General features: G+C 45.4%; 13 protein-coding genes. 11 read left to right on the forward strand and 2 right to left on the reverse strand.

What is annotated here, in order from left to right:
• Positions 1-52 precede the first annotated feature (52 nt).
• The 6 genes from Q4Q57_RS14220 to Q4Q57_RS14245 all read left to right on the forward strand — a co-directional run bounded on the left by Q4Q57_RS14220 (position 53) and on the right by Q4Q57_RS14245 (position 3,940).
• On the forward strand, positions 53-550 hold the full coding sequence (locus Q4Q57_RS14220) for a GNAT family N-acetyltransferase (RefSeq protein ID WP_106650284.1): 498 nt from the start codon (positions 53-55) through the stop codon (positions 548-550).
• Between the two features lie 193 nt (positions 551-743).
• Positions 744-1,367, forward strand: coding sequence for a 2OG-Fe(II) oxygenase (locus Q4Q57_RS14225; protein WP_259512915.1), 624 nt, complete (start codon positions 744-746; stop codon positions 1,365-1,367).
• Between the two features lie 350 nt (positions 1,368-1,717).
• The gene (locus tag Q4Q57_RS14230; protein WP_220592729.1) at positions 1,718-2,323 is read left to right on the forward strand and encodes a GNAT family N-acetyltransferase; all 606 of its coding nucleotides are present in this window, start codon (positions 1,718-1,720) and stop codon (positions 2,321-2,323) included.
• Between the two features lie 19 nt (positions 2,324-2,342).
• On the forward strand, positions 2,343-2,807 hold the full coding sequence (locus Q4Q57_RS14235) for a GNAT family N-acetyltransferase (protein WP_311891184.1): 465 nt from the start codon (positions 2,343-2,345) through the stop codon (positions 2,805-2,807).
• A gap of 31 nt (positions 2,808-2,838) precedes the next feature.
• On the forward strand, positions 2,839-3,243 hold the full coding sequence (locus tag Q4Q57_RS14240) for a hypothetical protein (RefSeq protein WP_106650288.1): 405 nt from the start codon (positions 2,839-2,841) through the stop codon (positions 3,241-3,243).
• Between the two features lie 301 nt (positions 3,244-3,544).
• A complete protein-coding gene (locus Q4Q57_RS14245) occupies positions 3,545-3,940 on the forward strand; it encodes a hypothetical protein (RefSeq protein WP_106650289.1) in 396 nt (131 codons plus the stop codon).
• An 85-nt stretch (positions 3,941-4,025) separates the two neighbouring features.
• Here the strand turns inward: Q4Q57_RS14245 and Q4Q57_RS14250 are convergent, their stop codons facing one another.
• The gene (locus tag Q4Q57_RS14250) at positions 4,026-4,871 is read right to left on the reverse strand and encodes a transporter substrate-binding domain-containing protein (protein ID WP_311891185.1); all 846 of its coding nucleotides are present in this window, start codon (positions 4,869-4,871) and stop codon (positions 4,026-4,028) included.
• 138 nt (positions 4,872-5,009) lie between these two features.
• Here Q4Q57_RS14250 and Q4Q57_RS14255 point away from each other — a divergent pair, with 138 nt between their 5' ends.
• From Q4Q57_RS14255 to Q4Q57_RS14275, 5 genes are all read left to right on the forward strand, one after another.
• On the forward strand, positions 5,010-6,197 hold the full coding sequence (locus tag Q4Q57_RS14255) for a DUF2157 domain-containing protein (protein WP_311891186.1): 1,188 nt from the start codon (positions 5,010-5,012) through the stop codon (positions 6,195-6,197).
• Positions 6,184-7,383, forward strand: coding sequence for a DUF4401 domain-containing protein (locus tag Q4Q57_RS14260; RefSeq protein WP_311891187.1), 1,200 nt, complete (start codon positions 6,184-6,186; stop codon positions 7,381-7,383). Before Q4Q57_RS14255 ends, Q4Q57_RS14260 begins: the two co-directional genes overlap by 14 nt.
• Positions 7,383-7,898 carry a GDYXXLXY domain-containing protein gene (locus Q4Q57_RS14265; protein ID WP_311891190.1) on the forward strand — a complete coding sequence of 172 codons (516 nt, stop codon included), beginning with the start codon at positions 7,383-7,385 and terminating at the stop codon, positions 7,896-7,898. Before Q4Q57_RS14260 ends, Q4Q57_RS14265 begins: the two co-directional genes overlap by 1 nt.
• A 310-nt stretch (positions 7,899-8,208) precedes the next feature.
• Positions 8,209-11,043, forward strand: a complete 2,835-nt coding sequence (locus tag Q4Q57_RS14270; RefSeq protein WP_311891188.1) for an ExeM/NucH family extracellular endonuclease — start codon at positions 8,209-8,211, stop codon at positions 11,041-11,043.
• 375 nt (positions 11,044-11,418) lie between these two features.
• Positions 11,419-12,396, forward strand: coding sequence for a transposase (locus tag Q4Q57_RS14275; protein WP_311891189.1), 978 nt, complete (start codon positions 11,419-11,421; stop codon positions 12,394-12,396).
• A gap of 223 nt (positions 12,397-12,619) precedes the next feature.
• Here the strand turns inward: Q4Q57_RS14275 and Q4Q57_RS14280 are convergent.
• Positions 12,620-13,346: reverse transcriptase domain-containing protein (locus Q4Q57_RS14280; RefSeq protein WP_409438193.1), on the reverse strand; the 727-nt coding region annotated here is incomplete at its 5' end.

Genomic DNA, 13,346 nt, shown 5'->3' on the forward strand with positions numbered 1-13,346 from the left:
AGCTTATGACTATATTTTTATAAACATTGTCTATTTTTAGTGGAGAAATCCTATGCAAGTGGCGCGTACTCCGAGATTAATCCTGCGGCAGTTAACCCCAGCCGATGCTTCATTTATGCTAGTGTTGCTCAATAGCCAAGGCTTTATTGAGAATATAGGGGACAGGGGAGTACGCACGCTTGTGCAGGCCAAGGATTATATCCTCAATGGACCAATGAAAAGTTATGCCGAATGTGGTTTTGGCTTTTATGCCGTGGTGCTTGCGGAGAACGGATTCACCATAGGAATTTGCGGTTTAATCAAACGGCCGACGCTTGATAATGTCGACATAGGCTATGCTTTTTTGCCGCAATATTGGGGTAAGGGTTACGCATTCGAAGCCGCGAAAGCCGCTTTTGATTTAGGCAAAAGTTTAGGTATCGAGCGTATTGTGGCGATTGTGAGCGCCCATAATGGCGCGTCAAAGGCATTGCTGAACAAACTGGGATTACAGTTTGAGCAGTGTGTGCAGCTTAGCCCAGATGATGAGCCAGTTGAACTGTTTAGTTGAATTTAAGCTGTTGTTTATAGTGATTTTTATTTTATTGTAATTCGGCGTTCTTTACTCTAGAATTCTGAAAATTTACTGTTGAGATATGGCAATCATATCTCGTATCGACGCCCCTCGAAAATCAGGCTCATTTAATCCCTCCTTGAGCCCTTGAGTACAGCAAAAGCGTAGCCCTTTTATTGGATGTAGCATAATGGTTTCGCAATTAAGTGAAGCAATGCTGGACGTGATCGCTGATGCCTTAGTAGACAAAGGCTATATCTTTTTACCTGACTTAGTTCCAAACAATATAAGCCAAGTGCTATTGGAAAAAATTCAATCAACGCAAGCACATGAGCTAAAAGCTGCGTCCATTGGTCGTGGCGCAGAGCAGCAATTAAACCCCGACATTCGCCGCGACAGAATACAATGGCTAGAAGAGCACAACGAGCCTGATGCCCAATATCTTGAACTGATGACGCAACTCAAAAATGGCTTAAATCGTCGTTTGTTTATGGGGTTATTCGACTATGAAAGTCACTATGCGGTATATCAGCCTGGGGCATTTTATAAAAAGCATGTCGATGCGCTAAAAGGCAGTCAAAACCGTATCTTAACCACAGTGTTTTTCTTAAATCCTGACTGGAAAGCGGCTGATTGTGGCGAGTTGATTATCTATGATGAAGCTGATATTGAGATTGAACGCATCGCACCTAAAATGGGTCATTTTGTGATTTTTCTCAGTGAGCGATTTCCCCATGAAGTGACTAAAACCTTAGCCCAGCGCAATAGTATTGCGGGTTGGTTTAGGGTCAGTAACAGTGTGCATGGCTTTTAACTTTAGATTTTAACTTTTGCCTCTAACTATGGTGGCTAGCTTCAACGGATAGCAAACGCTTAAATACTGAACGCAGATTTAGGTGTTTGCTGTTATTGGCCCCGATTGCTTATCTCATTTCGCGACGTATTCTGTGATAGCAGTATTGACTCCAAGCGGATTTAACTGCCATTCACTCATTTCTCAAATTTTTTACACTCTTAAGCTTTAGGTAATCTAAGCCGTCGACAATAGGACAAATTTGTCCAATCATGCTGAAAATAGGGTGTTTTTTTATTCTCGTTTAATGTTAGGCTAGATAAAAATGTGCGCAACAACACACTTTTCTATTATCTAACGGAGGCGAGACTGTGGGCTGTGAAGATAACTTAGGTTGTTTAACGGGTGAGCATATTGTGCTTGAGCCCTTATCTTTGTCCCATGTGGCGGCATTGAGTTTAGCTGTGACAGATGGTCAACTTTGGCGTTTATGGTTTACTAGCGTGCCAGAACCCGCCGAGGTGAAGTCCTATGTGACTAAAGCCCTCGAAGAAAAAGCGCGGGGTCAGAGTTTTCCCTTTGCAGTGCGGGATAGAGTGAGCGGTGAAATTGTCGGCTGCACGCGAATTTGCAATTGGGAGCCTGAAAATCGTCGCCTTGAGATTGGCTACACTTGGTATGCAAAACGTGCCCAGCGCACAGGGATTAATACCGAAGCTAAGTTATTGCTATTGACCTTTGCCTTTGAAACCTTAGATGCCATCGCTGTTGAGTTTCGAACTCACTGGCATAACCAAGCCTCCAGACAAGCGATTGCGAGACTGGGTGCTAAGCAAGATGGTGTGTTGCGTAATCACAAAATTCTTAAAGACGGCACAATTCGCGATACTGTGGTGTATTCCATTATTGATGCTGAGTGGCCTACGGTGAAAAACAGTCTGCAATTTAGATTGCGACAACACCCGCCAACACTCTAACGATACCAAGGAAATGCCCATGGCAAGCATTATAACTCGAGCAGATGTGACTCAAGCCCATGAGATTGCAGTGTTATTCAATGAGTACCGACAGTTTTATGGGCGCAGGGATGATGTCGCGGCCGCGGAGCAGTTTATTCATTCAAGATTGCTAGATGAGTCATCGGTGATATTTATTGCCAAAGATAATCAAGGGCTTGGATTAGGCTTTGTGCAAATGTATCCCAGCTTTTCATCGTTACGTATGGCTCCAATGTTGATCCTCAATGATGTGTATGTGACTCAACATGCCCGATGTGTCGGTATTGGGCGAGCGTTAGTGCAGCAGGCCGCCAGTTATGCCAAAGCGCATAATATGAGTTATTTGATGTTAGAAACACAGCAAAAAAACCAGCGCGCACAGGGCTTGTATGAAGGCTTAGGCTTTGTGCGTAACCAAGATTTTTATATCTACGAGCTTGAGATCCACCGAGGGCTTGAGTAGGTTTATTTATGACGATTAAAAGGAAAGTAACATGTTAACTCAGGTAAAAACATTGGTATTAGGTGGTTTAGTATTGAGTGCCAGTACCGCAGTTTGGGCTGATGAAGCAGAAAAAGCGTTTAGTAAAGAAGCCATTGAGTGTGCCGCTTATTACCAAATTAGCTCAGAAGCTATTGGGGCGATGAATGCACCGCAAATGCAGGCTGTGGGTGAGCGTTTAAAAAGCTCTAAAATTGAATCTGAGAATTTAGCCAAGAAATACAGCTCTGAAGCTGAAGTGACTCAAGCAGTTGCCGACGCGAAAGCGCGTCAAATCGAAAGCTTAGGGGGCTCAAGTAACTTAGGTGCGTTAATGGGCAAATATAAAGAAGAATGTAAAAACCTATTAGCCGATCCACAAAAGCGTTTAGATTATTGGACTATGGCAACTATGTAGTCGCAGGTTTTAGTCAGCACAGGTTTTTAAGCATGTGATTTTAAACATGTGAAGTAAGGGAGCCTAAGGGCTCCTTTTTGCGCTAAGAACTTAGCACTGGGTTGCGCGAGTTAATTTTTATCAGGCCAATGTGAATTGGTTGCGGTTCGGTTGACTCAATGATTCTTAGCCAACTAGGTTATTTTTGTTAAGCTGAAACTCAACTGGGGTTTTAAGGGTCTTATCGCTAGGGTTGCAATTTTAGTTCTGTTTACGCTTTATCTTCAAACACCAGCCAATATGAGCAATAACGAGGAGCAGTATGGTTTTAACATTAATGGCAGCAACTGTCTTGAGTGCTGGAGTCTGTGGATACCATTTGATCTATGGTAAGCGTGTTTTATTGGCGCCGCTGTTAAAGGCCAATGTTTCCCAGCAGAGCAAGCAAATGCTGCGCTGTTTATTTCATTGTCAGTCAGTGTTTTTTGTGGCCTCAACTGCGGTACTTTTGGCCTGTGCGCTTAGAGTGATCCCAGGTATGTATGCCTATAGCTTATTGTTATTTCTTGGGATGAATTACGGGATCTTCGCAATTTGGCAGTTTTATATTGCCACTTTGAGCCCGCCAAATAGTGGCCAGATGATTATAGTGCAGGCTTTAATTTTTTTGCTGATTGGCACTTTGGCAATGCTTGGGCCTCTGTTGTCTGTCGCATAAATCGCTAATCATGCTCAGATAATCATCGCGCTTGACGCGTTAACGGCTTGGCGAAACTAACTGCGCTAATAGTGTGAATAAAACATTATTGGCTCGACTGGATTGCGTATTGGGCAGCGAGCTCGGTGAGTTTGCCATTGTTGATGAGCTGCTGAATCCAGTGTGTTAGCTTCTTAGCATCGAGTGATGAACTGTGGTTAAGCAAGATTCCATTATCGTACATTTGGTCCCATTTATCTGATATTAAAAGTAAATGGCTGTCTTGTGGATTAGCCTTTAAATAATACTGTAAATAGGAATGAGTGACAGGAGCGATATCTGCCCGTTCGCGCAGAATGCTTTCGATAGAGGCTCTGTTGTTGCTGACAAACAAAGGGCGAAATTGCTTTTTCAGCGTTTCAGTATCGGTTTCAAAGTGGGCAAACTGATAGTGATAGCCCTTAACGAATGCGATTGATTTATTGGTTAAGTTTTTGAAATAATTTTGATTATGGGCTTTGGCCTTAAGCGCAATAAACACTTCTCCATCTATCATATTTAGCGGAATAAACTGATCCGCAATTTTTTGCCATCCCCAGGCGGGATTCTCAAATATCATCATGTCGAAGCGGCCTAACATATAGGCTTTATATCTGTGCTCAATACTGGTGACGGTAAATTCAAAAAACACTTCTTGTTGTATTTGATTCAATGCATTAATGATATCGAGGGTGAGGCCTGTGTAACGGCCATCCTGTTGTAGATCCACATAGGGGGCAAATGGATAACCACCGACACGAATAGTCGGTATCGTGTTGGGTGCTGTTGTATTGGGTACTATTGTATTAGGTGCTGTGGGTGACTGATTGTTATCTTGGGCGATTGCGGCCGAAAATACGCTGATCCCTAAGACGAAGCTAAAGAGTAGACGATACAACTGTCTTATTACCATGGTCACCCCTAATCATGCCAAAGGTTAATGATTTTTTTACAAGTATACACAATTTAATTTACTCAACGCTGTCGATGTTGTGCGAATTTTGAATAGGTCATAGTAAGCTAGCGCAAACAGGATGAGGGAGAACTCACATTGAGCCAGATAAAATCTCAAGTGTGTGGCTGGGTTGAACAGGGACATATCACGCAAGAGCAAGCGAATACGCTTTATCGGCAGGTTACAGTGTTGCCAGATGCGTCGAGCTGGCGCAGTTTAATCGCTAACCTATTGCTCTGGTTTGGCGCGTTAAGCTTTGCCTCTGGGGTAATTTTTTTCTTTGCCTATAATTGGCAATCTTTGGGGCGATTTGCCAAATTTGTACTGATTGAAGTGGCGATACTGCTCGCCATCGCCGCATTTGCTTGGCTCTATTATCGTGCTAATTCCCTTTCTGCGGCTTCCCATTACCTTCGTCACAGTCATAGTAACCACAGTAATCAATGCAACGACAGCAACAACAGCAGATTTGGTGCGACGACAGCCAATGGCGTGTTACTGGCCGCGAGCGTATTGGTGGGTGGTTTATTAGCGCTGGTTGGACAAACCTACCAAACGGGTGCCGATCCTTGGCAGCTATTCGCCCTATGGGCGTTAGTGATTTTACCCTTTGCGTGGGTGGCAGGATTCGATGGTTTATGGCTGCTGTTGGTGGGGCTTATTAACCTAAGCATAGGGATATTTTTGGATTCCTTTTCCCATTTATGGGGAGCTTTCTTGGATGAGCAAAGCCAACTGCTGATCTTTATCTGTTTGAATTTATCTTTTTATTACGCTTTTGTATTGTTAGGCCGTAACGTCGCGGGGCGTTGGCACGCGCCAATCCTCGAATATGCCTGCTCATTGTTTGCTATGGGTTGTTTTACTTGGTTAATCACTTGGTTGATTTTCGACGATCTTTTTAAGTCTGATGGCGCGAGTACTTGGATCATTTGTGGTTATATTGCCCATCTGATATTTGGATTCGTTATTTTTCGCTATCGCTTACCGCGCATATATCCCTTGGCCTTGGGCGGTTTTAGCTTGATTGCCGTCGGCGCTGCGTTACTGATACGACTGATGTTTGAGGACAATGATCCCATAGGTGGTTTTTTGTTTATTGGGCTTTATATCATTTTGGCGAGCACAGGCTTGAGTATTTGGTTAAAGGAACTGAGTCGCAAGCTTAAACCACTGTCACAGTCTATGTCAGAATTAGAACCTGAACCTATGTCTGAATTAGCACTTAAGCCCGCTGCGAGAGCGACCCAAGGAAAAGTGGGAGACATTCATGAGCAACAATAATGGCTTACCGGATGGCGACATGGTGACCAATTATTTAACGAGTTCAGTAGCGACTCCCTTAAAGTCTCCTGCAAAAGAGAATGCCGCTTTAATTGATGCATCGGGTGAATCCAGTCTGATAACACTGTGGCAATCCTTGTATGCCGAGGGCAAAGTCAGTACGCCCCAAATGCCAGAAAACCAGGATATTCCTTGGTATATTGCCGCTATGCAGGCCTTCGCCGCTTGGATAGCCGCTTTATTTCTATTGTGCTTTATGATGGCGGCATTTGGCGCCATTTTTGAGCGGGTAGGTGAGGGCGTCGCCTTATTTATTGGCTTAACCTATTTAGCCGTGGGCATTGGGCTGTACTTTTTGCCGCGGCAACAGATCTTCAATGAGCAATTTGCTTTTGCCGCCTGTTTGAGTGGTTTAATCAGTGTGGCTTGGGGATTCTATGATTTAATCGACAATGATTTTAGCCTCAACTGGTATCTGTGTATGGCGGGTATTCTCTTGCTGCTGTGGGGTTTAATTGCCCATGGATTAGCCCAGTTTGTGTTCGCGTTTGGCTTAAGTTGGTGCGTGATTGGCCTCATGGCTAAGTTCGAATGGCTCAATGTCTGCCCAAGTCTGTTTGCCTTAATCATTAGCCTAGTGCTGTTCAATATCAATCGGTTCGGACGTCATTACCGCCGCGCGCGCATGCTTATCTACGGCTTTGCACTGGTATTAATTACATTGCAACTGATGCATGCCTTTAGCATGGACAGTATTTTTGAAGCCTTATTCAGTCCTTGGCAACAAAGTCTGTGGTTCACGCTAAGCCATCTGTCGATTATTTTTGTCATTTGCGGATTATTGTTGGTCAGCGTATTTCGCGAACGTCAACAATCACTCAGCTCACTGGCGGCGATAGGCTATTTTCTCGGTTTAATCGTTATTAGCGGTTTATCTTTACCCATGCAGGGGTTATCGACGGCTATCCTATTGATTCTGCTTGGCCATTATTGCAATGAGCCTTGGCTAAAAGGCATAGGAATTGTGTCGGCGCTGCTGTTTGTCAGTGGATATTATTATTCATTAGAAACAACACTACTGCTGAAATCTGCTTATTTGATGGGTTTAGGCGCGCTGTTGCTGGTGGCAAGGATGCTGATGTGGCGCTTATTCCTTGCCAATGAAAATGCCAAGGAGGCTATGTGATGGGCAATGTGATGGGAAAACTGGCGGCTTCACATAAATGGGCGCTGGGCATAGTACTTTTTACGACCGTTGCGATTCTTGCTGGCGTGAATTGGCGCATTTTCAAATTGGAACAACTGCTTAATCACGGCCAAGTGGTGCGCTTTGCATTAGCGCCAGTCGATCCGCGCTCGTTAATGCAGGGGGATTACATGGCGCTGGAATATGCCATTGCCCGCGATGTGCGCAGCGCCTTAGCGCCGCAACAAATGCAGGGTCAGTTGTTGCTGGCACTAGATGGGCAAAAAGTGGCGCGTTTTATGGATTTTTATACTGACCAAGCGCTGGGTAAAGATCAGCTGCGGGTGCAATTTCGTGTTCGTGGTAATCAAATCAAGCTCGCATCGAACAGCTTTTTCTTTGAAGAAGGGCAAGCCGATCATTTTAGTGCGGCTAAATACGGCGAGTTTAGGGTGAACGCCCAAGGTGAGTTACTGCTGGTCAGTTTACTCGATGAAAAACTTGAGCCCTTATAGCTCAGCTTCAGGGCTTTCATCCATTGGCTCTGCTTATTTTTAAGAGCCATTTATCCCATCACATTGATTATTCCTGGCCGCATTTGTAATGAGCGGCCAGCATTTCCCGTACTGCTTTCTTCCTAGTTCTGATCGCTAAATTGCACCAATAATATCCATCTTAAGTTGCAACTTTGGTGCAACCAATTTGTAACCTTCGCCGCCTATAGTATCGTCAGTGTTCGAGGTGATATCACCTTGAAGCATCTAAGCGCATCAATTAAATCGCAATTCAATACAAAATATTAAAACAATACATTTAGGGGTCTCAATGTTTAACACTAAAACTGTGCTGGCGTTAGCCATCAGTAGCGTTTGTGGGCTTGCCCATGGCGCGGATAATGTGATCATTTCAGAATACGTCGAAGGCAGCAGCAACAATAAAGCCATCGAACTGTATAACCCAACCGCGGGCGTTATTGATTTAAGCCAATACCAATTGCGTTTCTATTTTAATGGCAGCACCAACGTCGGTACGACCATTACGCTCACTGGCTCATTAGCCGCGGGGGCGACTTATGTGGTTGCCGATAACGATGCGTCTGCTGATATTCTTGCACTGACCAATCAACAAAGTACCGCCAGCTTCTTCAACGGCGACGATGCGATTGAACTGACTTATCAAAATCAAGTGATTGATAGTTTAGGTCAAGTTGGTGTCGATCCCGGTGCCGAGTGGGGCAGTGGTGATTTATCCACTCAAGACAACACCCTGCGCCGTAATCCTGATCAGCTGATTGCCGATCCCATCAGTGACGATGCTGTCAGCTTTAGCACTTGGTTAGGTTTTGCGAAGGATGATATTTCTGATCTCGGTAAATTCAGCGCGGGCACGCCAACCGATCCCGTCGACCCTCCACCGAGTTCTTTAGTGTGCGGCGAAGAAGCCACAGCAATTCATGCGCTTCAAGGCGCGGGCGCTGCCAGTCCTCTTAATGGTCAAACCTTAGTGGTTGAAGCGGTTGTCGTCAGTAATCAAGAAGCCGGTCTTAAGGGCATTTTTGTACAAATGGCTGATAACGAAGCCGATAGCGATCCACAAACCTCGGAAGGGGTGTTTGTGTATACCGGCACTGCGCCTACTGCGTATGTGGCGGGCGATCGTATTCGTTTAAAAGCCAAAGTCACTGAATATCAAGGCTTAACTGAACTAACTACCCTGTCAGAACACACGCTTTGCGCCACTGCACAAGCATTGCCAACGGCGGCGGTGGTGACCTTACCGGTTAACAGCAGTGATGATTTTGAGCCCTTTGAGGGCATGCGTGTTCGTTTCAGCCAAGATTTAGTGGTGAACGAAGTCTACAATCTAGGCCGTTATGGCGAGATTTCATTAGGCAGTCAGCGCCACTTTATTGGTACGCAGGTGGCTGCACCGGGCGCGGATGCGCTGGCAGTGAGCGCGGCTAACCAACGCGACAGTATTTTATTGGATGACGGTTTAACGGCGCAGAATCCAGATCCTGTGCAATTCCCCGCTCCTGGCCTGAGCGCATCAAACACTGTGCGTGTAGGCGATAAAGCCACATCGCTTACGGGTGTAATGCACTATGGCTTTAATTTGTATCGCATTATGCCAATCGAGACGGTGAATTTTGTGGCGGAAAACCCACGTCCAATCGCACCCACATTGAATGATGGCGGTAATCTAAAAGTCGCTAGCTTTAACGTACTCAACTACTTCAACGGTGATGGCCAAGGTGCAGGTTTCCCAACTGCCCGTGGTGCCAATACGTTGAGCGAATTTGAGCGTCAAAAGGCGAAGATTGTCAGCGCCATGGTGGGCATCAGTGCCGACGTCTTTGGTTTGATGGAAATTGAAAACGATGGCTTTGGTGCTAACTCGGCCATTGCCGATTTAGTCGCAGGTTTGAATGCTGCTGTAGATGAAGCGCGTTACGCTTATATCGCGCCAACAGGCATGAATGCGATTGGCACCGATGCCATCACAGTTGGCTTGATTTATCGTAGCGATAAAGTCACGCCGCAGGGCGCTGCACGCATTCTATCCAGTGCCAATTCGCCATTAGATAGCGATCAAAAGCCCCTGTTTGACGACAGTAAAAACCGTCCTATGCTGACCCAAGCCTTTAGCGTGAACGGCAGTGAAGAAGGCGTGGTCGTTGCGGTTAATCACCTTAAATCTAAGGGCAGTGAATGTGCGGGCGATCCTGATCTCAATGATGGTCAAGGCAACTGTAATATCACTCGTACCCGTGCGGCGACGGCTGCAGGTCAATGGATTAGCGAGCAATATCCAGATCAAGGTGTATTGTTGATTGGTGATTTGAACGCCTATGCGAAGGAAGATCCATTAACGGCGTTAGCTAACGCGGGCTTTAGTGAGCTGTTTGCCAAACTTGAAAAGCCGAACCCTTATTCCTATGTGTTCTCGGCTGAATCGGGTCAGTTGGATCATGCTTTAGCAAACGCTGCCTTGTTAGATAAAGTGGTGGATGTGACTGAGTGGCATATCAATACCGACGAACCACGCGTTTTGGATTACAACGAAGAGTTTAAGACACCTACTCAAATCCAAGACTTATTCGCCACTGATGCGTATCGCTCATCGGATCACGATCCTGTGGTGATTTCACTCTTGCTCGACGCGGAAAAAGTCGCGCCAGTAGCCAGTTTCACTCAAGTGGTGAATGGCTCTGCGGTGCAACTTACATCCACTTCAACCGACAGCGATGGACAAATCGTGTCAGCCGAGTGGAGCTTTGGTGATAATACAGTCGCAATGGGTGAGGTAGTGACTCACAGCTATAGTCAAAGCGGTGAGTATCTGGTCACATTAACAGTGACGGATAATGACGGCCTAACCCATAGCACGTCACAAACTGTGTCTGTGGTGGTTGGAGAGGTAAAACAACCACCTGTTGCGCAAATTCAGCGTATCAATTTATTGTTCGTCGATATGTTTATCTCGACTAGCTACGATACCGATGGCGTGATCAAGCAACATAAGTGGACATTCGACAATGGCACCCGCGCTAACGGTCAAGTGGTATTGCGTCTTGCCCGCCGTGGACAACACACAGTTGAACTGACCGTTAAAGATAACGACAAGTTAACCGATACCACGACGCTGACTTATCGTTAAGCCAGTTCTTTTATTCAGTTGATTTTTAGTGACACCGAGCCCGCAGCCGCGGGCTTTTCTTTTTGCCCAAAAGCAAAATAACTTTGTCGTCAGTTTGCAGCATGAATTGTCATTGTTTCCCCTGTGACTCGCAATAAACTCGTCCCTGAGGGCTCGACGACGGCATCCATGCCGCCAACGGTCACAGTTGCAACAATGCCAATCTTAACTAACACTTCTGCTGTTCGTTTAGCTAAAAAGATATTGCCCCAAAGTGTGTTTCGTAGTTTGAATAAAAATGGATAATAAAAAGAATAAAAATGGACACCCAGCCTAAATAGCGCAGTTGTTAACCTCCGACTATGCTTGGGTTAAGCATTAAACAAGGAGGTTTGTATGCCGCGCCCACGTAGAACTCAGATAAGTGTTGAAGACACACCCTATTACCATTGTTGTAGCCGCGTTGTGCGGCGTGCGTTTTTGTGTGGCGATGATACCTATTCTGGAAAAAATTATGACCATCGCCGCGCTTGGGTAGAATCGCTACTGTTTGAACTCGAAGCGGTTTTTGCTATTGATGTGGTGGCTTTTGCTGTGATGTCCAATCACCTGCATGTGGTGCTGCGGGTCGATATCGACAGCACGAATCGTTGGACTGACCGCGAAGTACTTGAGCAGTGGCATAAGCTGTTTAAAGGCGATGAATTAACGCAAAAATTCGCCAAAGGTGAGTTAGTTGAAGCGCATGAGGTTCACAGATTAAAGCATTTAATTGCCATTTATCGCAGCCGTTTATGTGATATCAGTTGGTTTATGCGCTGCCTCAACGAACCCATCGCAAGGCAAGCGAATCAAGAGGATAACTGCACAGGTCGTTTCTGGGAAGGACGCTTTAAATCGCAAGCCCTACTCGATGAAGCCGCTGTGTTAACTTGTATGGCCTATGTTGATTTGAATCCTATTAGAGCGCAACTGGCTGATACACCAGAACAATCCGACCATACCAGTATCCAGTTGCGTATTCGGGCTGCATTAAAAGGTGAGCAACCTAAAAATCTACTGCCTTTTATCGGTAATGAGCGCGACAACCAGCCCAATGCCATTGCGTTTTTATTATCGGATTACCTTGAATTGGTCGATGATACAGGCCGAATTATTCGAAGTGATAAACGTGGGGCAATCAGTGTAAATAGCGCTAAGTTACTGGCAAGATTAAATATCTCCCATGACAATTGGCTCAAGCTCACTACTGAGTTTGGCAAGCTATTTCATGGTCCGGTGGGTACGCTGCAAGAACTGACCGATTACTGTGAACATCTAGAAAAGCGACGACGGCACTTTGCGGCAAGCTGTCAGCACTTTCACAGCAACTAACTGTAATCCTGCTTAACCAAACCAATCTCTACCCATTTGTCTTATTGGGTGGGTTAGCATGTCTTAAATACACTATTTTTTAACGAGTTAGCTCATTTTTATGCCTCAGCTTTAGCCCTTCAACTTTTGATGACTCTCATTCAAGTAATTTTAGCTCGTACAAGTTGTAGACAAACCAAAAGTGCATTATGTTGTTGATCTAAAATGGGTGGCCAGATTTTGTTTATACAAGTTGTAGACAAACCAAAAGTGCATTATGTTGTTGATCTAAAATGGGTGGCCAGATTTTGTTTATAATGTTAGAGAGTAATGGCGAGAGTGGGCCGCCTTGAGGCACGCCTTCGAAGCTTGCTTCAAATTGGTCGTTGACCATCACACCAGCTCGCAGGTATTTACCAATAAGCGCCAGCAGACGCTTATCCTGTACCTTGATCCTCAATTGAGTCATCAACAGGTCGTGATTTACTCGATCAAAGAACTTGGACAGATCAACATCGACGGCAAATTTGCGCTTCTGTTTGATGATATCTCTGACTTGCAAGACCGCTTGTTTGGCATTCCTATTCGGTCTAAAGCCGAAGCTATTAGCCGAGAAGAAAGGGTCAAACAACGGCGTGAGAATTTGAGCAATAGCTTGCTGTATCACACGATCAATGACGTTAGGGATACCCAGTTTGCGTTTACCGCCATCGGGTTTGTCGATCTCTACGCGTCTGACTGCTGAAGGGTTATATTCACCTCGTTCCAGTAGAGATTTACACCGTTGCCAACCGCCTTGTTGCATCCAAAGCGGGAAGGCTTCGATAGTCATGCCATCGATGCCAGCCGCGCCTTTATTGGCTTTAACTTGACGCCAAGCTCGGTGTAGATTTTCAGGTTCGAGTAGTTGTTGGAATAAATCGCTGTTGAAGGCCGGTTGCATATCAATACGCTGCCGATAGTAATCGTCT

This window comes from Shewanella sp. SP2S2-6, from assembly GCF_031931965.1.
Lineage (GTDB): Bacteria > Pseudomonadota > Gammaproteobacteria > Enterobacterales > Shewanellaceae > Shewanella > Shewanella baltica.